This is a genomic window from Flavobacterium notoginsengisoli, assembly GCF_042686225.1.
Lineage (GTDB): Bacteria > Bacteroidota > Bacteroidia > Flavobacteriales > Flavobacteriaceae > Flavobacterium > Flavobacterium notoginsengisoli.
Genome location: NZ_JBHUOT010000005.1, coordinates 301,397 through 326,526, shown reverse-complemented (window position 1 = coordinate 326,526; position 25,130 = coordinate 301,397). Strand labels below are relative to the sequence as shown.

At 35.1% G+C, this 25,130-nt stretch carries 17 protein-coding genes; 11 read left to right on the top strand and 6 right to left on the bottom strand.

The window, feature by feature from the left end; translation table 11 throughout:
- Positions 1-8: 8 nt before the first annotated feature.
- The 7 genes from ACFS3A_RS13865 to ACFS3A_RS13835 all read left to right on the top strand — a co-directional run bounded on the left by ACFS3A_RS13865 (position 9) and on the right by ACFS3A_RS13835 (position 15,120).
- The gene (locus tag ACFS3A_RS13865; protein ID WP_379826193.1) at positions 9-2,408 is read left to right on the top strand and encodes a glycoside hydrolase family 31 protein; all 2,400 of its coding nucleotides are present in this window, start codon (positions 9-11) and stop codon (positions 2,406-2,408) included.
- A gap of 271 nt (positions 2,409-2,679) precedes the next feature.
- Complete coding sequence (locus ACFS3A_RS13860) at positions 2,680-4,686, top strand: glycoside hydrolase family 97 protein (RefSeq protein ID WP_379826192.1); 2,007 nt, start codon at positions 2,680-2,682, stop codon at positions 4,684-4,686.
- A 144-nt stretch (positions 4,687-4,830) separates the two neighbouring features.
- Positions 4,831-6,396 carry a GH39 family glycosyl hydrolase gene (locus ACFS3A_RS13855; protein ID WP_379826191.1) on the top strand — a complete coding sequence of 522 codons (1,566 nt, stop codon included), beginning with the start codon at positions 4,831-4,833 and terminating at the stop codon, positions 6,394-6,396.
- Between the two features lie 97 nt (positions 6,397-6,493).
- On the top strand, positions 6,494-8,731 hold the full coding sequence (locus ACFS3A_RS13850) for a glycoside hydrolase family 3 C-terminal domain-containing protein (protein WP_379826190.1): 2,238 nt from the start codon (positions 6,494-6,496) through the stop codon (positions 8,729-8,731).
- Between the two features lie 96 nt (positions 8,732-8,827).
- The gene (locus ACFS3A_RS13845; protein ID WP_379826189.1) at positions 8,828-10,336 is read left to right on the top strand and encodes a cellulase family glycosylhydrolase; all 1,509 of its coding nucleotides are present in this window, start codon (positions 8,828-8,830) and stop codon (positions 10,334-10,336) included.
- A gap of 113 nt (positions 10,337-10,449) precedes the next feature.
- The gene (locus tag ACFS3A_RS13840) at positions 10,450-12,396 is read left to right on the top strand and encodes a sialate O-acetylesterase (RefSeq protein WP_379826188.1); all 1,947 of its coding nucleotides are present in this window, start codon (positions 10,450-10,452) and stop codon (positions 12,394-12,396) included.
- A gap of 264 nt (positions 12,397-12,660) precedes the next feature.
- Complete coding sequence (locus ACFS3A_RS13835; protein ID WP_379826187.1) at positions 12,661-15,120, top strand: glycoside hydrolase family 95 protein; 2,460 nt, start codon at positions 12,661-12,663, stop codon at positions 15,118-15,120.
- A gap of 490 nt (positions 15,121-15,610) precedes the next feature.
- On the opposite strand, the gene ACFS3A_RS13830 is transcribed toward ACFS3A_RS13835, so the two are convergent.
- The 4 genes from ACFS3A_RS13830 to ACFS3A_RS13815 form a co-directional block, all read right to left on the bottom strand.
- Positions 15,611-16,285: a hypothetical protein gene (locus tag ACFS3A_RS13830; RefSeq protein WP_379826186.1), complete on the bottom strand. Its 675-nt coding sequence runs from the start codon at positions 16,283-16,285 to the stop codon at positions 15,611-15,613.
- A 7-nt stretch (positions 16,286-16,292) separates the two neighbouring features.
- Entirely contained in the window at positions 16,293-17,285 is a 993-nt protein-coding gene (locus ACFS3A_RS13825; RefSeq protein ID WP_379826185.1) for an alpha/beta hydrolase, read from the bottom strand.
- Positions 17,286-17,531: 246 nt separating this feature from the next.
- Positions 17,532-18,632: a helix-turn-helix domain-containing protein gene (locus tag ACFS3A_RS13820; RefSeq protein WP_379826184.1), complete on the bottom strand. Its 1,101-nt coding sequence runs from the start codon at positions 18,630-18,632 to the stop codon at positions 17,532-17,534.
- A 158-nt stretch (positions 18,633-18,790) separates the two neighbouring features.
- Positions 18,791-19,336, bottom strand: coding sequence for a CvpA family protein (locus tag ACFS3A_RS13815; RefSeq protein WP_379826183.1), 546 nt, complete (start codon positions 19,334-19,336; stop codon positions 18,791-18,793).
- A gap of 244 nt (positions 19,337-19,580) precedes the next feature.
- Here ACFS3A_RS13815 and ACFS3A_RS13810 point away from each other — a divergent pair, with 244 nt between their 5' ends.
- The 4 genes from ACFS3A_RS13810 to ACFS3A_RS13795 all read left to right on the top strand — a co-directional run bounded on the left by ACFS3A_RS13810 (position 19,581) and on the right by ACFS3A_RS13795 (position 22,238).
- Positions 19,581-19,937, top strand: coding sequence for a hypothetical protein (locus tag ACFS3A_RS13810; protein ID WP_379826181.1), 357 nt, complete (start codon positions 19,581-19,583; stop codon positions 19,935-19,937).
- Positions 19,938-20,132: 195 nt separating this feature from the next.
- A complete protein-coding gene (locus tag ACFS3A_RS13805) occupies positions 20,133-20,582 on the top strand; it encodes a hypothetical protein (protein WP_379826179.1) in 450 nt (149 codons plus the stop codon).
- Positions 20,583-20,696: 114 nt separating this feature from the next.
- Entirely contained in the window at positions 20,697-21,716 is a 1,020-nt protein-coding gene (gene pheS, locus ACFS3A_RS13800) for a phenylalanine--tRNA ligase subunit alpha (RefSeq protein ID WP_109190968.1), read from the top strand.
- 114 nt (positions 21,717-21,830) lie between these two features.
- Positions 21,831-22,238, top strand: coding sequence for a hypothetical protein (locus ACFS3A_RS13795; RefSeq protein WP_135222239.1), 408 nt, complete (start codon positions 21,831-21,833; stop codon positions 22,236-22,238).
- Between the two features lie 155 nt (positions 22,239-22,393).
- Here the strand turns inward: ACFS3A_RS13795 and ACFS3A_RS13790 are convergent, their stop codons facing one another.
- On the bottom strand, positions 22,394-23,533 hold the full coding sequence (locus ACFS3A_RS13790) for a cytochrome-c peroxidase (protein ID WP_379826176.1): 1,140 nt from the start codon (positions 23,531-23,533) through the stop codon (positions 22,394-22,396).
- A gap of 3 nt (positions 23,534-23,536) precedes the next feature.
- Positions 23,537-25,126, bottom strand: coding sequence for a DUF6850 family outer membrane beta-barrel protein (locus ACFS3A_RS13785; protein ID WP_379826174.1), 1,590 nt, complete (start codon positions 25,124-25,126; stop codon positions 23,537-23,539).
- Positions 25,127-25,130 lie beyond the last annotated feature (4 nt).

Genomic DNA, 25,130 nt, shown 5'->3' with positions numbered 1-25,130 from the left:
ATTAACCAATGAAAAACTCACAACTAACCGCATTGTTTTCGGCATTTATGCTAGGGTTTGTTCTAACGCCAAAAGCATCAGCTCAAATCCAAAATGCAGACGTACTGAATGCACCAATAGATATCAGCAAAGATTTTCAGAACTATCTGAACACTTTTTATTTTGCAGACGAATTGGCTTCTTTTGATCCTGCAACAGGAAAAGGAACCATCAAATATCTGCGATACAATTACAAAACGCGTCAGGCTTTCAACAACATGATGATGAAACCAGATGTTGAAAAAGCAAACGAATTTCCAACAACAGAATATGCAGAATCTCCTGTTTTGCCATTCGAAATTCAGTTTGTTTCAGATAGAACGGTTCGTATTAAAACGACTTCTGGACCGCAGTTTCATCCGCAAAAAGAATCCTTGATGTTGGTTGACGGCGTTGCGCCAAATCATCCTGAATTATGGAAATATGCTAAAATAGAAGGCGGTCATAGTTATACAAGCAAACACGGAAAAGTGGAGATTTTGACAAAACCTTGGCACGTAAAAATTTACGATGAAAAAGGAAAACTGCTGACAAGCACACTTCATGATACTGACTTTAAAAATACTTATACACCTACACTTCCTTTTTCTTATGTTCGCAGAAACAGCGATTATTCAAGAAGTATGGGAGCGGCTTTCAGCTTAGAACCAGATGAAAAAATATTTGGTTGTGGTGAATCATTTACACAATTCAACAAACGCGGTTCAAAAGTAGTTTTATGGACAGATGATGCTAACGGAATCCAAAATGAAACCATGTACAAACCAATTCCGTTTTACATGAGCAGTCGCGGTTACGGTGTTTTTATGCATCATTCCACACCAATTACAGTGGACTTTGGAAAATATTTTTCAAGCGCAAATGAAATGTACATTGGCGATGACGAAGCCGATTTGTTTTTCTTCATCGGAGAACCAAAAGACATTTTAGATCAATATACCAATCTGACTGGAAAAGCGGCAATGCCACCACTTTGGTCTTTCGGTTTCTGGATGAGCCGTATTACCTATTTTTCTGAAAAAGAAGGACGTGATGTAGCAAGAGATTTACGTAAATACAAAATCCCAACCGATGTGATTCACTTTGACACAGGCTGGTTTGATGTAGATTGGAGAAACAACTACGAGTTTGCAAAATCTCGTTTCCCGTATGCGACAAAAATGATGTCTGATTTAAAGAAAGACGGTTTCCAGGTTTGTCTTTGGCAGTTGCCTTATTTTACGCCAAAGAATACCTTGTTCCCTGAAATTATGGACAAAAATTTAGCGGTAAGAGACAGAAAAGGAAATCTTCCGTACGAAGATGCTGTTTTAGATTTTTCAAATCCGGAAACAATCACTTGGTACCAAGGAAAATTGAAAAAGTTATTTGATGAAGGCGTTGCTGTTTTCAAAGTAGATTTTGGAGAAGCTGCTCCGCCAGACGGGATTTACCATTCTGGAAGAACTGGTTTTTACGAACACAATTTATATCCGTTAAGATACAATAAAGCAGTTGCAGAAATTACTCAAAAAGAAAAAGGATACACTTTAATCTGGGCAAGAAGTACTTGGGCAGGTTCACAGCGTTACCCTTTACATTGGGGAGGAGATTCTGAAACTACAAACGGAGCCATGTCGGCAGAATTACGCGGTGGACTTTCATTAGGTCTTAGCGGATTCAGTTTCTGGAGCCATGACGTTGGAGGCTTCGCAACTAAATCTCCTGAAAATATTTATAGAAGATGGACACCATTCGGAATGTTGACTTCACACGTAAGAAGCCACGGAGAACCACCTCGTGAACCTTGGTTGTACAGCAAAGATTTCTTAGAAGGATTTAGAAAAGCAGATAATATGCGTTACGAATTAATGCCATATATCTATGCTCAGGCAAAAGAAAGTTCTCAAAAAGGTTTACCAATGATGCGTGCGCTTTTTGTAGAATATCCAAACGATCCGGGAGCCTGGTTAGTTGATAATCAATATTTATTTGGTTCAAGTATGTTGGTTGCACCGCTTTTTGAAGAGGTTGAAGAAAGAGATGTTTATCTTCCGGAAGGAACTTGGATTGATTACCAAACTAAAAAAGTATACCAAGCAGGATGGCATAAAATCAAAGCAGGTGAAATTCCAATTATCGTTTTGGTTAAAGACGGAACTGCAATTCCACACATTGGTTTAGCGCAGTCTACAAAAGATATGGATTGGAGCAAACTGACATTAAAAGTGTATGCAAGTGATAAAACGACTTCGGCAACAGCCAAAGTATTTTTACCGGAAGGTGATGCTGTTCAAGAAATAAAAGTGAACAAAAGCGGAAACAATTTTGAAGTAGCAGCAAATCCATTAAATGGAAAAACCACTTTTAAAACAGAGTGGATTAAATAAAAAAAGTTAGCCACTAATTGCATGAATTAGCACAAATTTAATTCGTGGAAATTCGTGCAATTCGTGGCAAAAAAATAAAAAATATTTAAACACATAGAAACATAGGTTTTTGTTTGTGAATAAAAGGAAAATGGAAAGAAACTAGTTTCTCACACATAGCTATGTGAATTTAAACAAGTGAAACGCCTTTTTACAGTTTTCAATGAACTATGATTCTATGTGTTTAAAAAATATAGCCAGCATTTAGGCAAAAAATATAATACCAAAAAACATGAAAAACTATCTAATTCTCCCAGCCGTATTGTTTTCGATAGCAATAGGCTACAGTCAAAAAACGAAGAACGCTTACGAACTGGCATCGCCAAACGGAAAAAACAAAATCAAATTTGAGCTGGTAAAAAATGCTCCAAAATATGCCGTTTCTCACGGAAAAACCGAAGTGATTTCTCCATCTGATATGGGATTTGTATTGAAAGGAAACGAAGACTTAAGCACAAACTTTGAAATAAAAGGAGCAAAAACTTCTACGTTTGATGAAACTTGGGAACAAGTTTGGGGAGAAAAGAAAAATATTAGAAATCACTACAATCAATTGGTAGTTGATTTACAGCAAAAAACAGGAAACAAAAGAAAATTACAAATCCAGTTTCGCGCTTTCGATGATGGTATTGCTTTTAGATATGTGTATCCAAAACAAAATGTGAAAGACAGTATTTTCATCATGGATGAAAAAACAACTTTCAACTTAAAAGAAGACGGAAAAGCGTGGTGGATTCCGGCGAATAGAGAAAACCGCGACGAATATCTTTTCAAAGATGCACCAGTAAGTACTTTGGATACCGTTTTGACTCCGTTAACAATTGAAAGCAAAAACGGATTAGCGTTAAGTTTCCACGAAGCAAACCTGATCGATTTTGCAAGTATGACTTTGGTAAATACTAAGGGAACAGAATTAAAATCGGATTTAGTGCCATGGCCTGATGGAGTAAAAGTGCGTGTAAAAGATACTTTTACCTCTTCATGGAGAACACTTCAAATAGGAGAAAATCCGGGAGAATTGATTACTTCTTATTTGGTTTTAAACTTAAACGAACCAAACAAATTAAAAAATACAAACAGCTATTTCAAACCATACAAATATTTAGGAATTTGGTGGGGAATGCACATCGGAAAATATACTTTCTGGGAAAGTGACAAACAAGGTGCAACAACGAAACACGCTGAAGAATATATCGATTTTACAGCAAAAGAAGGTTTCCACCATTTATTGATCGAAGGATGGAACAAAGGATGGACGCCAGGTTGGTATGAAAACCGCATGCACATGTTCAGTTTCACAAAAAGTGCCGACAATTTCGACTTAGAAAAAGTGGTTGAATACGGAAAGAAAAAGAACATCGAATTAATCGGATACCACGAAACAGGCTCGAACTTAATTAACTATTTAAAAGAAGTTGACGAAGGTTTTGCTTTATACAAAAAACTAGGAATTCATACCGTAAAAATCGGTCACGTAGGTTCTAAATTGAATATGAAACAAATGCACTTCGGTCAGTTTGGAGTAAATTATTTCAGATATATTTTAGAGAAAGCAGCACAATACGATTTAGCGGTTTTATACCACGAATCAATTAAAGATACAGGAGAAAGAAGAACTTTTCCAAATATGGTTTCAAGAGAAGCAGCGCGCGGACAAGAATATAATGCTTGGAGCGAAGGAAATCCGCCAAACCATTTAAGTATTATTCCGTTTACAAGATTGCTTTCTGGACCAATGGATTTTACACCTGGAATTTTTGATGTTGAGGTAAAACAAGGTTACCCAGGAAAAAGAATTCAAGGAACAGTTGGACAGCAATTGGCATTGTACGTAACGATTTATTCTCCAATCCAGATGTTGGCAGATCTTCCAGAAAACTACGAAGGAAAACCAGCATTACAATTCTTAAAGGACGTTCCAACAGATTGGGAAGACACTAAAATCTTAGAAGGAAAAATTGGCGAATACATCACAACAGTAAGAAAAGACAGAAATAGTGCAGATTGGTATTTAGGAACTTTGACCAATGAAAAATCAAGAAATGTAGAAGTTTCATTATCATTCTTAGATCCAAAAGCGACTTACGAAGCACAGATTTATGTTGATGCCGAAGGAACAGATCAAACACATAATCCGGAAGCAGTTTCAATTTCGAAGAAAACAGTAAAATCATCTGATAAATTACAATTGAAATTAGGCGGTGCTGGTGGTGGTGCAGTGAGATTCAAAAAAATATAATTATTGGTTTTAATATCCTAACAGGTTTTCAAAACCTGTTAGGTATCAAATATCAAGTCACAATAATGAAACTATTAGATTGGGTAAAATAAATACCTAACAGTTTTTGTAAACCTGTTAGGATAACCAAAAACACATTTTCAGATGAAAAGAATTTTTATACTCCTAGTTTTAATTCATTCAATCCAAATCATTGCACAAACTGCTGAAAACCGAATCATAAAAGTTGATTACAAAAAAGAAGCAGGAAAACTAAACACCATGTTTAAAGAATGCATCGGTGCCGGAAGAGCAAATGAAGGTCTTCGTGCAGATTGGCAGCAGCAACTGGCATTGGTAAAAAAAGAATGCGATTTTAAATACATCCGTTTTCATGGTTTATTGTCTGATGATATGGCCGTTTATCGCGAAGACGAAAAAGGAAATCCAGAATACAACTACCAATATGTGGACGTTTTATTTGATTACATTGTGAGTCTGAAAATGAAACCGTTTGTGGAATTAGGTTTTATGCCAAATGCTTTAGCAAGTGGAAAAGAAACGATTTTCTGGTGGAAAGGCAACGTAACGCCTCCAAAAGATTACAAAAAATGGGAAGATTTAATTAGAAATCTAACTGCGCATTTTAAAGAACGTTACGGAGACGAAGAAGTAAAAACTTGGTATTTTGAAGTTTGGAACGAACCGAATTTATCCCCAGGTTTTTGGAGCAGTACACAAGAGGAATATTATAAATTATACGATTACGCAGCTCGCGGTGTAAAAGCAGTAAATCCAGCTTATAAAGTTGGCGGGCCAGCAACGGCAGGTTCAGCTTGGGTTTCAGAATCTATTGATTTTTGCGCGAAGAATAATGTTCCGATGGATTTTGTTTCGACTCATACTTATGGAGTAAAACATGGTTATCTGGACGAATTCGGAACTTCGGGAACGATTTTGAATCAGGACGAATGGAGTGTAAGTGGAGAAATTATTCATTCCAGAAAATTGATTACGGAATCAGCTAAACCGAATTTAGAATTGCATTATACAGAATGGAGTACATCGTACACGCCAGCAGATCCAATTCACGACAGTTATCATTCGGCAGCGTATATTCTGCAAAAAATAAAACAAGTGGGCAATGCGGCAAATTCCATGTCATATTGGGTTTTTACTGATATTTTTGAAGAAGCAGGACCAAGATTTACGCCATTTCACGGCGGTTTCGGATTATTGAATACACAGGGAATTAAAAAACCGGCTTATTTCTCTTATTATTTAATGAATAAATTAGGAGAAACAGAACTTCAAAATTCGGATAAAGCTTCCTGGACTTCCAAAAATGCAAAAGGCGATATGCAAGTTTTGTTATGGGATTTTACCAATACACATCCTGGCGATAAAGAGTTGAATCAAACGTATTATATAAAAGACCTTCCTTCAAAAGAAAAAGGAAAAGTGAAAGTGGAAATTGATGGCATTCAAAAAGGAAAATACCTTTTAGAAATTTACAAAGTGGGCTATAAAGTGAATGACGCTTACGCGGATTATCTGGCGATGAACAAGCCGAATCAGTTAACACGTGAACAAGTCAATTCAATAAAAGAGAAAAATAACGGCGCGCCAATTTCGACAGAAAAAATTACAATTGACGGAAAAGGGACTTTCAGCAGAGAATTCAAAATCAACGAAAATGATGTTGTCATGCTGAATTTAATTAAACAATAGTTGAGAGAAAACCACAAACATAAAAATAGTATTAACTGTATTTAAAGATAATTGTGAGGAATCAAAAATCTTTAAATCAAAAAACATCTAACTATCTATGAAAAACAAAATGATGTTCCTTTCAGCAGCTCTAGTTTTTGCATTGTTTACTTCTTGTAAAAATGATGCCCAGACATTAGCTTCAAATTCAGCTGAAACCGAAGAATACATAGGAAAAGAAATAGGCACAGATCATGATGCTGAAATTGACAAACTGATTTCGCAGATGACATTAGAAGAAAAAATCGGAATGCTTCACGGGAACAGTATGTTTGCCAATGCAGGCGTAAAACGTTTAGGAATTCCAGAACTAAAAATGGCTGATGGTCCGTTGGGAGTTCGCGAAGAAATTTCAAGAGACAATTGGGCTCCGGCAGGATGGACAAACGATTTTGCAACGTACTATCCAGCAGGAGGCGCTTTGGCAGCAACTTGGAATGCAGAAATGGCGCATACTTTCGGAACTAGTTTAGGAGAAGAATTACGTGCAAGGGATAAAGACATGTTGCTTTCGCCAGCCATCAATATGGTAAGAACGCCGCTTGGAGGAAGAACGTACGAATACATGTCTGAAGATCCGTTTTTGAACAAAAAAATCGCAGTGCCTTTGATTGTTGGTTTACAAGAAAAAGACGTAATGGCATGCGTAAAACATTATGCGGCAAACAATCAGGAAACGAATCGTGATTTTGTAGATGTACAAATTGACGAGCGTACACTTCGAGAAATTTATCTTCCAGCTTTTGAAGCTTCTGTAAAAGAAGCAAAAGCATACAGTATTATGGGCGCTTACAATAAATTTAGAGGCGAATATTTATGTGAGAACGATTATATGCTGAATAAAATCCTGCGTGACGAATGGGGATTCAAGGGAATCGTAGTTTCAGATTGGGCTGCGGTGCATTCTACAGCAAAATCTTTGAAAAATGGTTTGGATATTGAAATGGGAACACCTAAACCTTTCAATGAATTTTTCTTAGCCGATAAATTAATTGCAGCGGTTAAATCTGGAGAAGTTTCTGAGAAAGAAATTGATCTTCATGTAAAAAGAATTTTAAGAACATTGTTTCAGGTTAAGGCAATGGGAGGCGGAACTCGTGCAAAAGGAAGCATCGCAACCGAAGCGCATTACCAAGATGCCTACAAAATTGCAGCTGAAGCAATTGTTTTGTTGAAAAACGAAAACAATGCATTGCCATTAAAGCTGAACGGAGTTAAATCTATAGCTGTTATCGGAAACAATGCAACAAAGAAAAACGCTTTGGGCGGATTTGGTGCCGGAGTAAAAACAAAAAGAGAAGTTACGCCTTTAGAAGGTCTTAAAAACAGATTGCCTTCTTCAGTTAAAATCAATTATGCGGAAGGATATTTAGAACGTTACGACGAGAAAAATAAAGGAAACTTAGGAAACATTACAGCTAATGGTCCAGTTACAATTGATGCATTAGATCCAGCAAAAGTTCAGGAAGCAGTTGATGCAGCTAAAAACTCAGATGTTGCCATCATTTTTGCGGGTTCCAACCGTGATTATGAAACAGAAGCTTCAGACCGTAGAGATTTACATTTACCTTTTGGACAAGAAGAATTAATTAGAAAAGTAACAGCTGTAAATCCTAAAACTATTGTCGTAATGAGTGCGGGTGCTCCGTTTGATATTAATGAAGTAAGTCAGAAATCTTCGGCTTTAGTTTGGAGCTGGTTCAACGGTTCTGAAGGCGGAAATGCTTTGGCTGATGTGATTTTAGGAAAAGTAAATCCGTCAGGAAAATTACCTTGGACAATGCCTAAACAACTTAAAGATTCTCCTGCGCATGCCACAAACAGTTTTCCTGGAGACAAAGCGGTAAATTATGCTGAAGGAATCTTGATTGGATACCGTTGGTTTGATACTAAAAATGTTGCACCATTATATCCTTTTGGTTACGGATTATCATACACGACTTTCGCTCTTGATAATGCAAAAGCGAATAAAGATTCATACGCTCAAAACGATGTGATCGAAGTTACGGTTGACGTTAAAAATACAGGAAAAGTAGACGGAAAAGAAGTAGTTCAATTATACACTTCAAAATCAGATTCTAAAATTACTCGTGCCGCACAAGAATTAAAAGGATTCAAAAAAGCAGATGTAAAAGCGGGCAGTTCAGAAAAAGTAACCATCAAAGTGCCGGTAAAAGAATTGGCTTATTATGATGTTGCATCAAAAAAATGGACAGTTGAGCCAGGAAAATACACCATCAAATTAGGAACCTCTTCAAGAGATATTAAAAAAGAAATTCAGGTAATAGTAAAATAACCAGCTGTTTTTCTTTTTATAATAACTAACTATCAATCAACGTCAGCCCATTTAAAAGTTGGCGTTGATTTTACAACTTAACTTAAACCAAACCAAATGAAAAAAACAATAAAAGATTACCTGGCAAGTGCATTGTTATGTTTTGCATTTTTTGGAGTTTTAGCCTGCAGTTCTGACAAAGAAACAGCACAAAACTTAACTGTAAAAGGATTAACAATAAACACCGATAAAATTGATTTTCAAAGCGCAGAAAGTAATGCTGACATTACTATAAATAGTGAAGCGACAGCGTGGTTATTGCAAAATTCAGAAGCAAGCTGGTTAAAGATCAGTAAATCTGCAGGAACAACAGGAACAACAGTTGTTCAAATTACAGCATTACAAAACACAACTTCCAGTGCTAGAACTGCCGTTATAACTTTGAGTTCAGGTGAGGCAAATTCATTGCAGATAAAAGTTTCTCAGGCAGCAGGTAGAGCAGCTGACGGTACATATCCAAGTTATAATACAAATCCGCTTCCGGCAGATGCATCAGGAATGGGAAGTACAGCAGTGCAACTAGCGGCAAAAATGAAATTGGGCTGGAACATTGGAAATACGCTGGAAGCAACTGGTGGAGAAACAGCATGGGGAAATCCAAAAGTTACAAAGCAGTTGATTGATTTGGTAAAAGCAAATGGTTTTAATGCCATCAGAATTCCATGTTCGTGGAACCAGTATCTGGCTAATGCGGAAAAAGCACAAATTAAAGCAGATTGGTTAAGCCGAGTAAAAGAAGTAGTACAATATTGCGTTGATAATGATATGTACGTAATTGTAAACATCCATTGGGATAGCGGCTGGCTTGAAAACAATGTCACAGAAGCTAAAAAAGACGCTAACAATGCGAAACAAAAAGCATTTTGGGAACAAATTGCAACAGAACTACGTGGTTTTGACGAACACCTTCTTTTTGCAAGTGCGAACGAACCAAATGTTGAAAATGCAGCACAAATGGCTGTTTTGACTTCATATCATCAAACTTTTATTGATGCAGTTCGTTCTACAGGTGGAAAAAATGCCTACCGTAATTTAATTGTACAAGGGCCTTCAACAGATATCGAAAAAACAAATAAGTTAATGACCACTTTGCCAACAGATAAAGTGGCGAACAGAATGATGGCAGAGGTTCATTATTATACACCATATCAATTTGCTTTAATGGACAAAGATGCAGACTGGGGTAAAATGTTTTATTATTGGGGAAAAGATTATCATTCTACAACAGATCCTACTCGTAACTCAACTTGGGGAGAAGAGGCAGACTTAGATAAATTTTTCCTTTCGATGAAAACGCAATTTGTAGACAAAGGAATTCCTGTAATATTAGGCGAATTTGGAGCAATAAAACGTACTACTCTGAAAGGTGATAATTTGAAATTACATTTAGATTCAAGAGCCTATTTCTTAAAATATGTTGTAAAACAGTCCAAAGCAAATGGATTAATTCCATTTTATTGGGATGCAGGAAATTTAGGAGTGAATACAATGTCCTTATTTGATAGAAGTAATAATACGGTGTACGATGCACAAGCTTTAACTGCTTTACAAGACGGACTGAAGTAAAAAAACACCTTAAATTGCAAAAGTGATATAAGTAAAATAAGTTTTGGATATTCAAATGAGCTTAAAAAATCTTATATCACTTTTGTGCTTTTAAAATATTTTAAATTAAAAAAATGAAAAAGAGTGTACTATTTATTTTTCTGTTAATTAGTGTTTTAGCTAATGCTAATGTTAGAATGCCTTTAATATTCTCTGACGGAATGGTGCTTCAAAGAGACAAGCAAATTCCGATTTGGGGTTTTGCTGATGCGAATGAAAGCGTAGAAATTCATTTCAACAAACAAATCAAGAAAACAACAGCCGATAAAAACGGAAAATGGACGGTAAATTTAAATGCTGAAAAAGCCGGTGGACCATTTGAATTGATCATTATCGGAAAAAATAAAATCACGATCAAAAATGTTTTGGTTGGAGAAGTGTGGATTTGCAGTGGACAATCGAATATGGAATTTCAGGTTTTTAAAACCATGAATGCCGAAAAAGAAATTAATAGTGCAGATTATCCTATGATTCGTCATTTTGGTGTTGCTCAAGATTTAAGCGGCACTCCAAAAGACGATTTGAAACAAGGAAAATGGGAAGAAGCGAACAAAGAAAATGTAAGCAACTTTACCGCAGTCGGATATTATTTTGCTAGAAAATTATATTCAGAGTTAAAAATCCCAATCGGAATTATCAATACATCTTGGGGAGGAACCAATGTTGAAACCTGGACAAGCCGTGAAGCTTTCGAAAACAGTCCCGATTTTAAAGCCATGATTGCCGATGTTCCAACCGTAGATATCAATGCCATTTTTGAAACCTATAAAAAATCGGTTTTAGACAATCTGAAAAAAGTACAGGGTTTTGATGTTTCGATGGAAAACGAAGAGCAATTTAAAAACCCAAATTTCCAAGACAAAAACTGGCCGGAAATAAAAGTGCCATCACTTTGGGAAAATCAACAAATCGGAAACATTGACGGAATTGTCTGGATGCGCAAAACCATTGTTTTAACAGCAGAACAAGCCAAAAAAGAAGCTGTTTTACATTTAGCAAAAGTTGATGATGAAGACCAAACGTATATAAATGGCATCCAAATTGGGACAAACAATCTTTGGGATGCCAAAAGAATTTACAAAATTCCGGCAAATGTCTTAAAAGAAGGAACAAACGTAATTGCAGTTAGAATTACAGATTACAGTGGCGGTGGCGGAATCTACGGCGATCCGCAAGATCTAAAAATCGATTTTAAAGATTCAAATTTACCGTTAGAAGGACTTTGGAAATTCAACGTTATAAAAGTGAGAATCGAAGTTTCTCCAAACAGTTATCCCTCATTATTGTACAATGCTATGGTAAATCCGCTGGTTCCTTACGCTATTCAAGGTGCTTTATGGTATCAAGGAGAAGCGAATGTTTGGAGAGCAGCAGAGTATAAAAAATCATTTCCGTTAATGATTAACGATTGGAGAGTAAAATTCAAACAAGGAAATTTCCCTTTTTACTTCGTTCAATTGTCCACTTTTGATGAAACGGGAGGAAACAGCCAAAAAGGAAGCCGTTGGGCAGAACTTCGCGAAGCACAGTCTGAAACATTAAAATTGCCAAATACGGGAATGGTCGTTACAACCGATATCGGAAATGCAAAAGACATTCATCCAACCAACAAACAAGACATCGGATTACGTTTGGCAGCGATCGCAATGAACAATCTTTATGGCAAAAAACAAGTTCACAGCGGACCGACTTATAAATCGCAGGAAATAAAAGGAAATCAAATTACATTAACTTTCGACAATATCGGCAGCGGATTATCAACGCCAAACAATGACGAACTAAAAGGTTTCGAAATCGCAGGTGCAGACAAAGTTTTTCATGCCGCAAAAGCGATATTCAAAAACAACAAAATAATCGTTTCAAGCGATAAAGTTCAAAATCCCGTAGCAGTGCATTACGGCTGGGCAGATGATGATACAGCTATTAATCTTTTCAATAAAGAAAAATTTCCTGCATCGCCATTTAGAACGGATAATTGGGAAATGATTACAGCGAATGAAAAATATAAAGTTAGTAAGTAGTTATTAGTCCTCAGTAAATAGCTAAATAATTCGCAACGATATATGTTCCGCTAGGAACATTTCATCGGTAGCAACGGATGAAATCCGTTGATGAAAAAATAAACGTCCCGTAATAATGTTCCATAGGAACATCTGATTGATTATAGGTTGTTATCCTAACAGGTTTTCAAAACCTGTTAGGTATCACTATATTTTTTTATTAGTTTAGATAAAAAATAAATACCTAGCAGGTTTTGAAAACCTGTTAGGATAAGATAACCCAGTATGATAAAAAAAACATTTCTCTTCTTACTTCTCATATGTTGCTATACAAACATTTCGGCGCAATCCAAAAATGTTTTATGGTACAAACAACCCGCAGAATTCTTTGAAGAAAGCTTGGTTTTAGGAAACGGAAAAATGGGAGCAACTGTTTTTGGCGGAGTAAATTCAGATAAAATTTATTTGAATGATATTACACTTTGGTCCGGTGAACCTGTTTTTCCCCATATGAATAACAGTGCGTATCAAAACCTTCCAGCTATTCGTGATGCATTTAATAAAGAAGATTATAAATTGGCAGAACAATTGAATAAAAAAATTCAGGGTAAAAATTCAGAATCGTATGCACCACTTGGGACATTAGAAATAAAAAATGATCATATAGGAAAAGCTTCAAATTACTATAGAGAATTAGATATTTCAAATGCAACTTCAAAGGTTAGTTATGAAATGGATGGTGTAAAATTTACCAGAGAATATTTTGTTTCGGCATCAGATCAAATTATGATCATCAAATTGACTAGTAGTAAAAAAGGGGGCTTAAATTTCGATGTGCAATACAGTAGTTTGTTGGAGTCAAATATTGAGGCAAAAAAAAATAGTCTGGCTCTTAATGGACACGCTCCGATGCATGAAAATCCTGGATATTTTAAAGTTACTGAAGCCTATATTCCATCATATTATATAGATAAAGATAAGGTGCTTGCCGAGATTAAGAAAGAAGCCTTAAAGGAGCAAAAAGTAATAAAAGGTACGCGTTTTACTTCTTTGTTAAAAATTAAAAATACTGATGGAACAATTGTAAATACAGATACAACTTTGGGTGTGAAAAATGCAACAGAAGCGATAATTTATGTTGCTGTAGCAACAAGTTTTACAGGATTTAATAAATCTCCATCAATTGACGGAATTTCAGAACCAATAGCCAAAAAGATATTGAATTCAGCGTTCAAAAAAACATTTGATAAATTAAAAAGCGAGCATATAACAGATTATCAAAAATTCTACAATCGCGTTACTTTAGATTTAGGGAAAACGACCGCTTTGGATTTGCCAACTGATGAACGTTTATTGCGTTACGCTGATGGAAAAGAAGATAAAAATCTTGAAATCCTCTATTTTAATTATGGACGTTATTTGCTAATCAGTGCTTCAAGAACTTTAGGAGTTCCAGCTAATTTACAGGGAATTTGGAATCCGTATTTGAATCCGCCCTGGAGCAGTAATTATACTATGAATATTAATCTGGAAGAAAATTACTGGCTGGCAGAAAACACCAATCTTTCAGAAATGCATTTACCACTTTTAAGTTTTATTAACAATCTTTCCGAAACCGGAAGGATTACTGCTGAGACTTTTTATGGAGTAAAGAAAGGCTGGGCAGCAGCTCATAATTCAGACATTTGGGCGATGACCAATCCGGTTGGACAATTTGGAAAAGAAGATCCTATGTGGGCTTGCTGGCCAATGGCGGGAGCGTGGCTAAGTACGCATATTTGGGAGCATTATATTTTTACTCAGGATCAAAATTATTTAAGAAATGAAGGTTATCCGTTAATGAAAGGTGCAGCCGAATTTTGTATGGGATGGCTGGTAGAAGATAAAAATGGAAATTTAATTACTGCTCCATCAACTTCGCCTGAAAATCAATATAAATTAGCTGATGGTTTTGTAGGAGCAACGATGTACGGAGGAACAGCCGATTTGGCAATGATTCGGGAATGTTTTGATAAAACAATTAAAGCCGCTAAGATTTTAAATGTTGATGCTGATTTTGTAAAAAAACTAGAAGCGGATTTAGCCAATTTACATCCCTACCAAATTGGAAAAAAAGGAAATCTTCAGGAATGGTATTTTGATTGGGATGACAATGACCCCAAACATCGACACCAATCACATTTATTCGGACTTTTCCCGGGCGATCATATTACACCTTTAAAAACTCCTGATTTAGCAGAAGCTTCAAAGAAAACACTAGAAATAAAAGGCGATGAAACCACAGGCTGGTCAAAAGGATGGAGAATCAATCTTTGGGCAAGACTTTGGGACGGAAATCGCGCTTATAAAATGTTCCGAGAATTACTTCGCTACGTAGATCCCGACGGAAAGAAGACAGAAAAACCAAGAAGAGGAGGAGGAACCTATCCGAATTTATTCGACGCGCATCCGCCATTTCAAATTGATGGTAATTTTGGAGGCGCAGCTGCCGTTGCCGAAATGTTAGTACAATCAGACGAAAACGAAATCAGATTATTACCTGCTTTACCAGACGCTTGGTCAGAAGGTTCTGTAAAGGGAATTTGCGCCAGAGGTGGATTTGAAATTGAAATGACTTGGAGCAATAAAAAACCAGAAAATGTAATTATTTCTTCTAAAAACGGAGGGAAAACAACTTTGATTTTCGGCGATCAAAAACAAGAGATTGTTTTGAAAAAGGGAGAGAAGCTCGAAGTGAAATTCTAAATATTCTTTTGAAACCAAATGTCATCCTGAGCGAAGTTGAATGCTTATTACTAAAAAGGCTTCGACTTCGCTCAGCCTGACAAACGAATAACAAACCCGACAGGTTTTTAAAACCTGTCGGGTTTGGTGTTTTTAGGGAAGCTTCGGAGAAGCAAAATATTTATAGCAAATAATGAACATCTACAATATAAAGCTCCAGCGGAGCGACATATTTGATTGCGAAAAATTATATATGTCGCTCCGCTGGAGCTCTTGTCTTTGCGCAATTGGATTGCTATAAATATTTAGCCTCTCTGAGGCTCTCTAACTATTGGATTTGTTTTAGGAATAGTTTTAAACATATAGAAACATAGTTTGGCTTTGTGCAGAAAGGCGTTTCATTTGCATCAATTAATCCCGATAGCTATCGGGACTATGTGTGGAAGCTAGCTTCTTCTTTTACCTTTTTTATAGAAACAGAAAAATCTATGTTTCTATGTGTTTAAAAAGTTCAATCCAATTTATAATTATACCCTAATTGTACATAAAACGGAATCAACGGTGTACTTTTAAAATCTTCGCTCATTACTTTTCCTGCTCGTAACGTAATATCGCTTCGAGTAAAAGAATAACCGCCTTGAATTCCGAAATTAAAATTTCCTCCTGTTGCGGGTTCGTACCAACCGTTTTTTACATCTGGATAAACTTCCTTGTAAATATGAGAATGCTTAAAATGGGTAACGATTGCTTTATCAAAACCAAATTCTCCGGCAATGAACCATTTTGGTTTATAAAGGCCAATAACAATTCCAGCATCGGCACCAAAATTTTGAAGTGTTACTAGCGGATTTCCGTACCGCCTATAAATCCCGTGAAACGAAACATTAAAACGGAAATTTTCAATTTGATATAAATTTAGCTGTCCACCGATTTTGGTTTTAAAATCATCAAAAATAACTTCGCCTGACGCAAAAGAAATGGAACTTTCCAGAATAATTGGGATTTTGGTTTTTAAATGATAACCATAACTCAATCCGTAAACAAAACTATAATCCCAGCCGGCATTTACGTTTAAAATATGTTTTTGATCTTCGTGAAGACTTTCCCAGTTAATGGTTTGTGCCTGTGAAATGTGAGAAGTAAGAAGCGAAAGGAGAAATACGATTAGTGCTATTATTGCTTTCATGGCCGAATTATTTTAGATTATTTAAATAATTCAACACCAAAGGCTCGACGTTTTCCCATTTGAAATAAATCATTTCGTGGCCAGTTCCTTTTACTTCAGCAATTTCAGAAACTGGAAAATAAGACGCTTCTTTTCGAGCAAAAGTCAGTCCATATGATTTATTCAATTCGCCGTATAAAAACAAAACTTTCGTTTGATATTGATCTAAGTTGGTCGTAAAATCGAATCCTTCATTTTCAGAAATAGCAATAAAACTTTCCAAAACAGTTGTGCCAATTCTCCAAAACGGAGAAGGTCCCGGAATGCCTTCATCATTTCCTTTCGCATAAGTAAAACTCGATGAAATTCCGTATTTATAATCTAAAATCGCATGCTGATTTTCTTTTCCCGTTATAAACTGATCGACGTATAAAAGATTGCTTGTTACTTCAGAAAAGATGTTGATTTTTCGGCTCATCTCGCCATATTCGTCAAGGAGTTTTTTGTTCAGTCCGCCAGGTTCTGCGAGAATTACTCCGTTTATGGAATTTGGATATTTATTGACATAAGCAGACGCCAGCATCGCGCCCCAGGAATGTCCAAAAAGAAAAACTTTTTGATTGGGAGAAGTTTTGTAATATTTGATCACTTCCGTCAAATCATCCAAAACTAATTGAATCGAATAACTTTTTTTGTCATGTCTTTTGGATAATCCCGAACCTCGTTGATCGTAAAAAATAACATAAAAGCCTTCGTTGGCTAATTGCTGTACGTTTAATCCGTTTCGATAATCAGAACCTGGGCCTCCGTGTAAAAAGATCAACATTGGATCGTTCGGGTTTCCAAAAGTTTCGGAATGTAACTGTGTTCCGTTTACAAAAATGGATGGAATCGAGGGATCTTCATCAACAGTTTTCGGAACTAAATATCCGGATTCGTTAATGTCATTTTCGTTTTCGCATCCCATAAAGAAGAAAATGGAAACAGCGATTACGGCTGAGTAAAGTGTTTTGGTTTTCATTGCAAGAATTGATTAAAATTTCTGCAAAGATGTGTTCCAATAGTATGCTGGTCGCCCCAACATGTAAGGTGGTTCTAGTTTTATATGCTTTGAGATTAAAATTTTAAACACATAGAAACATAGTTTTTTGTTTGAGTAAAAAAGTAAACTAAAAGAAACTAGTTTCTCACACATAGCTATGTTTTTTATTACAAATGGAATGCCTTTCAACGCACAGAATAACTATGTTTCTATGTGTTTAAAAAATCACTTCAAATATTCAGAAGGAGAAAGTCCAGTTGCTTTTTTGAAGTTTCGGTTAAAAGCCGTTTTCGAATTGAAACCACATTCAAAAGCAATAGAAAGCAAAGTGAATTTTTGATTTTCGGGCAAAAGAATCCGTTTTTTAAATTCCTCTACGCGCTGTAAATTGATGTAATCATAAAAGTTTTTGCCTTCGACAGAATTGATAACCTGCGAAAGTATATTAGGGTGAACGTTTAGTTTTTGAGACAATTCCGTTAAAGTTAAATCAGGATTTTTATAGAGTTTTTCAGCCTCCATAATTTGAGTCAATTTTTGATGAATGGACAAAAGTTCTTCTGAACTTAAACTGGATTTTTCATATTTGATTTTTTCTGAAGTGTTTTCGATTTCGACATTTTCATTGGAAGAAACATTTAAAATTAAATTTTCAGTAATAGTTTGATTGGTAAAAATGCCAACTTGTTTGATTCCGAAATAGCCAATAAACATTAGATAAAAAACTACAACAGAAAAAATATATTCATCTTCATAAAAAATAACAACAAGCCAGATAATACTGGATCCCAGAATTAAATATTGAAGCCATCGAAGATTAATTTTTTCATTAAAAGAAAACTGATTTGATATGTTTTTTCGGTGTTTGGAAAGTTTTTGAAGAGAAAGTAAAGCATAAACAATTCCCGAAAGTAAAATAGAGATGTACAGAATGAGAATAAGATTTTCATATCCTTTTCCGTCATTCTCAAAAACTTTTAATTTTTCCTGAAATGATAAGGTAAAAAAAGGCATCAAAACCAAAACAGCAATTACGAATGGCAAAAAGTGAAGCCAATTGTATTTCCTATGCTGATTTTGATTCGTCAAACCCGAAGTGTACAAATACAAAAATGGCCCTTGCAATAAAGGCATTGGAAGTTCGAAACCTAATAAAAATGGAAACGAAGTAAAGTCTTTTTTATAATGCAGATAATATAAAAACAAATGAAAACCTGTAAAAAACAGCCAAAGCGCCAGAATTTTATCGGCTTCACTTTTGTTCTTTTTGCTGGCGAGAATCACAACCAGAAAAAACGTAATTATAATACCCGTTAAGTACAACATGGTTTAGATTTTTGGTTAAAATCGGTTGTTGGAAATACGGAGCAAGATAAAATATTTCTCGTAAATATTTGAAAGTCGGGTGTTTTCTAAATATTATTTTAAACGAAACCCGACAGGTTTCAAAAACCTGTCGGGTTTAATTCTAGACGATGTAACTATTATTTGTCGGTCTGTTCTTTGTCTTCTTCTTGTTTTTCAGAATGCTCTTTTTTAAAAGTCTCATACCATTTTTCAATCGACGGATACACAAAACCAGCAACTTTTTTTACTGGATTATAAAAAATGTAATTATCGAGCGTTTCCTTTTTTGCAAAAGTATTATTGAAATTAATTTTCTCAAACAAAGCAATAAAAATACTCAGGATCAAAATGGTTTTTAAAACCCTGAAAAAACCGCCTCCGAGTTTATTCATCCAGCCTAACATAGCAAAATCTGCAATTCCGGTTAAGATTTTGGCTAAGAAATAAACGCCAATTACCACTAAAATAAAAGTCAGGATAAAAGCCGTAATCTGAATATTGGTTGGATTCCATGAAACATGCTTTGAAATCATTCCGGTCATTAAAGAAGAAAATTTAATAGCAAGATAAATTCCTAACAACAAGGAAATAAAAGAAGCAACTTCTACAAAAAGTCCATTTTTAATGCCTTTATACAAACTATAACCTAAAAGTGCGGCTACAATAATATCAAAAAAACTCATGATTGGTTTTGTGTTTAATGAGGCGCAAAGATATGTTTTTTTTCAGGTTCAGAGGTTCAGGGGGACAAACGTTCAGAGGTTTTATTTTAGACTTAAGTTTATGTATTTAATTTTTTTAGGTACATTGAGTTTGAACTCTGTATCTTTGCAAATCAAAATTTAGAGTCAGATTGCTATTCTGCCCCCTTCAGAAGTAAATTTTAAAGCAATCTTATATCTAAAACCAACAATCTAAAATCATACAATGTCCAGAGATACACAATTAAAAGAGCGCTGGGAAAAGCTCGTTGACATACTTTCCAATCAGTTTTCGCAAGGCGAAGATTTAGATTTGGATGCCATAATTTACCTAATTGGAGTTCAGGAACTAGGAAAAGTACACCGCGAATTTAAAAAAGATGAAAAGCTAAATCTAATGCATATTGCCATCTGCAGATTGCTGGAACCTTACGGATTTTATGAATTCGATTTTTTTGATGCCGAAGGCTGGCCACATTACAAAGTAAAAGAACAATTACCTGCTTTAAAAGCGGGTGAACAATCTGTTTTAATGAAGGAAGCAATCGTGAGCTACTTTTTAGAAAGAAAATTGATTGATTAGATTTTCTAGTGTTCAGTATTCAGTTGCTGAGTGTTCAGTGCTGTAACCTGCAACTAAGTAAGCCGCTGACCACTAAATACCTGAACACTGACCACTAAAAAAACGGACCACTAAAAAATGTGCAGATACGCCATGATCTCCTATAAACCGCATTATGCTTGTTTTGCTTGTCGAAAAACATTTAAAAGAAGATTGATGGGGGATATTAAAAAGGGAGAAAAATCCATTTTTGAAGCTAAATGTCCTGAATGTGCAGAATTAATGGCCAACATGGGACTAGATTTTGAATCGCCAAAAAAAGAGGATATCAAGAAATGGGAACATCTTAAAAGCTTATATTCTGTTGGAATTACATTTCATTCTTGTGGTTGCAGCGGGCCGGGCTATATTCCGAATTCAACAGAAAAACTAGTGGAGTATTTTGAAGAGATAAAAAAAAGATATCTTGAAAACATGGATTTTTGGCGCACTAGAATTGAACCCACAAATAAACAAGAACAAGAACGGGATTTAAATAAAAACTGGTATGAACTAGGTCGGATTTCCTCTAATTATAAGAAAGAAATTGTCAAAAATCAGGAAGGCATTGATTACTGGCTGAAAAAAGTCAAGGAAATTGAAAATAAAATAGAACTGATAAAGTAATTGAAAAATTTCTCCTGATTTTTTTAATCCAGTTGTAAAATTCTTAAAACTGCAACTGTGACCGCACATTTTAAACTAAAAACACTAAATTTGTATTTCAATTATTGAAGGAAAATGATAGATAAGATAAAACAACATATAGAGGAAGCGAAGGCCTTTAATGAAAAAAACAAAGAATCTTTAGAACAATTCCGTATTAAATATTTAGGTAGTAAAGGATTATTGAAAGAACTTTTTAATGAGTTTAAAAATATTCCAAACGACCAGAAAAAAGATTTTGGACAAGTAATCAATACTTTAAAAGCTGTTGCTGAAGAAAAAGTAAAGCAGATTCAGGAAGAGCTTGAAAGCAAAGAAGAATCAAAAGGAATTTTTGGCGATTTAACACGTGCTGCAGAACCAGTGATTATTGGTTCTCGTCATCCAATTTCTATCGTAAAAAATCAAATTATAGATATTTTTGCCAACATCGGATTCAACGTTTCTGAAGGGCCGGAAATCGAAGACGACTGGCATAACTTTACGGCATTGAATTTACCGGAATATCATCCAGCGCGCGATATGCAGGATACGTTTTTTATTCAGACCAATCCTGATGTGTTGTTGCGTACCCATACATCATCTGTTCAGGTGCGTTATATGGAAAATCATAAACCGCCAATTCGTACGATTTCTCCAGGACGTGTTTTCCGTAACGAAGCGATTTCATCTCGTTCGCACTGTATTTTCCATCAAGTGGAAGGATTATACATTGACAAAGATGTGTCTTTCGCCGATTTGAAACAGACGTTATTGTATTTCACAAAAGAAATGTTCGGAAAATCTAAGATTCGTCTTCGTCCGTCTTATTTCCCATTTACAGAACCAAGTGCCGAAATTGATATATACTGGGGACTAAAAACAGAAACCGATTACCGTATCACAAAAGGAACAGGCTGGTTGGAAATTGGAGGTTGCGGAATGGTGGATCCAAATGTTTTGAAAAACTGTGATATTAATCCAGACGAATACAACGGATTTGCTTTCGGAATGGGAGTAGAGCGTATTGCGATGCTTTTATACCAAATTGGCGATATCCGTATGTTCTACGAAAATGATGTTCGTTTCTTAGAGCAGTTTAAAGCCAATATTTAATTTTAGATTTCTGATCTTAGATTTTAGATTAATTCTGAATTCTAATCGCAATCATAACAACGAACCTTTGTTGAAGTTTAGGCTTTGACAAAGGTTTTAAAGCTTTTAATAAAAATGAAAAAAGATATAATAATTCCGGAAGTCGAAAACGTATTTCTTGCCGCAGTGCAGGAATGGAGCGACGATTTTATGGAGAAAGTTTGGTACGCTTATTTAGTAAACGACAGCGATTTTAACTTAGACAGCGTAATGGTAGTTTCAAAAGCATTTGGAACTATTGACGGCGAAATGAAAAAAACTTCGATTCTGCGCCATGCTTTTGTTGAGGTTCCGTCGGTTTCTGTTGTGAAAATAGAGTTGATAGAAAAGAGTCTTTTAGTACTTAATAACGAATTTATGGTCACTTTCTTCATCGGAAATACTTTGTACGATAAGAAGTTTATCTTCAAAGCCAATTCGCTTGACGAAAATAAAACGGAAGAAGTGCCGATTTTGTTTGTTGAAGGGGTGATGGTGAAATAGAGAATATAGAACATAGAGTATAGAAAATAGATTGCTATGCTTTGAGAATAAAAGAGAATCAAGAAAGTATTATAAAAACTGCTTTTTGATTCTCTTTTTTTGTCTATCCTCAATTCTCTATTTTCTTTACTCTTTATTCTATTCTCTTAAAAAAACTACTGCGGTAAAACAGGCTGTTTCATTCTGTAAGCAGTACTTGACAAACTCATAATAAAATCCTCCAAAGCAACCAGTTCTGACTGACTTAAATCTAATTTTTTTATCAGTTTAGAAGTAGTTGGAAACAAAGTATCATTTAGCTGATTTTCTTTTCGTTTAGGCTGAGGCATTCCGGCGTTGTAAATATTTAAAACACCTCTTAAATTAGGAAATAAACCGTTGTGCATGTACGGTGCATTTTGAGCCGCTCCACGTAAAGACTGCGTTTTAAATTCGCCTACATTTTCAGCTTTTCCTGTTACATTGTATCTTCCTAAATCTTCGTATTGTCTGCCGTAATAGGTTAGACCAACATTATGAAATTTATTGTCGGCGAAATTGGCTGTATTATGACAATTAATGCATCTTGCTTTCGTTCGGAATAAATGCAAACCTAGAACTTGTCTGTTGGTTAATTGAGTAGAATCTCCTTCAATGAATCTATCAAATTTACTTTTCGGACTAATTAAAGTTCTTTCGAAAGTGGCAATGGCTTTTAAAATTTCTTCCTGAGTCAGTTTTTCTTTTCCGAAAGCTTTTTTTAAGTACGGTTTATAACCTTTTATTTTGTTTAATCGTTTTGTGGCTAAATCGATATGAAAATTCATTTCTTTAGCATCTTGTATTGGAAAACTGGCTTGATCTTCCAGAGATTTGGCTCTTCCATCCCAAAAGAAAACTTTAGAATACGCAATATTCATTAAACTTGGTGCATTTCTTGTTCCTTGTTGTCTGTCTTCTCCGTAGGATACTTTTCTGGCATCGCCCCAGTTCAGTTCTGGATCGTGGCAGTTGGCACACGAAATCTGTCCGGATTTGGATAATCTCGGATCAAAAAAGAGTACTTTGCCTAATTCTGCTTTTTCTTCGGTATAAGGATTGTTTTCAGGAAATTCTGGTTTGCCTAAAATTCCGATATCTTCAAAACCTTGAGTGTAAACTATAGAGTCTACTTTAGGCTTTGGCCATTTTTGATAATCGCCGCTGCTGTATAATCTTTTTAATTCGGCAATAGATAAGTTTGGTTCAATCTTAGCATAAGAAAGCATGATGAGTGAAACTATCATTGCTCCTATACTAATTAATTTCGTTTTCATTCTTTAATAATTTAATTGTACACCCATTTGAACCCAATAGGTGGTATTCGTATTAATACTGACTGGATAATCAGTTTGTTTTTTAAGTGCGATTTTCTCTTTTAGATTGGTAAAGAAAACCACTGTTTTGTTCTTTTTTGTGGGATAACTGTATTGTAAACGCAATTCCGGAGCAAAATAATTCGTGGTATTGACAGCGTAATCGTAAAGAATCACTTCGTCAAAAAATCTAATATTAGTACCGCCCGAAGTATCATAGTAGTCCAGTTTCGATGGAAGCGGGAAATACATATTGAAACTTGCCGTTGCATTCAATTTACTTTTAGCGAAAGCAAAATCTTTACTCGTATAAATTCCAGTATTTAATGAATTTAATTCGATATGAGTTGTGGCCAAAATATCATTGTATTCGTTTTGTTGATAAAGTAGATTTAAACCCACTAAATAATCAATTTTAGAACCTGTTTTCTGGGCCAATGAAGCTGTCCAATTGACTTTGCTCAAGGAATTGGTATAGTTGTAACCATTACTTTGTTTGTCAAAATTTTTTGCATCGCTTTGATCGAATTCGAAAGTAGACTGGATTTCTTTTTTATTCCATTTATGAAAAGCAAACAATTCTGCATGGTTGCTTTTTGTTTTGATTTTCATTCTTTCATTTACGATTAAATCAAGATCACTGGTATAGAAAACATTATTGGAATTCTGAGCATAATATAAGACAGTGAAAATGGAATTTTTGCCTTTAATAGTATACCCTAATCCAATTTTATCTACAATATCCTGATATAAATAACCAGATCCAGAAGATTTAAAAGAATTTAGTATTCTACCATAACCTGCATTGAAACGTAGGTAGGTTTCTGGATATACTTCAAGATTTAAATTCGAATTATTATACTTAAAAGTAAAATCTTTTTGATTTTCGGCATAGCTTCCTAAAATAAAAGCCTTTTGATTTTTTGTGATTTGATAGCCAATTTGCATTTCTCCTCCCAAATTTCTGTTTGTGATTTGTGACCTTGCATCTAAAGTTCTACTAAATTTTTCGGTACCATAATTGGCTTTAACAGCCACAGATAAATGATTGGTAATGTCTTTAGAAAAACCTCCGCTCAAAGCATAAACCTGATTGTCCCAATCGGCTTTTCTGGGAACATAAAAATAATGGGGGTTAATCACTTCCTGTCCTTCGGCACGATCATCAGTAAGAACCCAGCCGAGATCTTTTTCCAGTATTTTTTTGATTGCCAAATCGCCAAACAACTTCCATTTTGATTTAGTTGTAAAATAGCCCTGCGCTAAAAACTGATAGGTATTGATTTCGTTTGCAACCTGTTTTCTTGCAAATTCATTTTGCTGATGTTCATATGAAACTTCGGTAAATGTAAAATCTTTAATATTGGGATTGGTATACGCAATTGGGTATTTAAAAATTTGATTTTTGATCTGATTATCAATAATGTGATTCTGCACTTTTATAGTGTCTTGTGCATTCACTGTAAAAACGAAAGAAAACAATAAAAGAAGTAATGCCCAGGATTTCCAGGCATTACTTTTATTGTAATATATTTTAATTTTATTGATTTTCATTAAA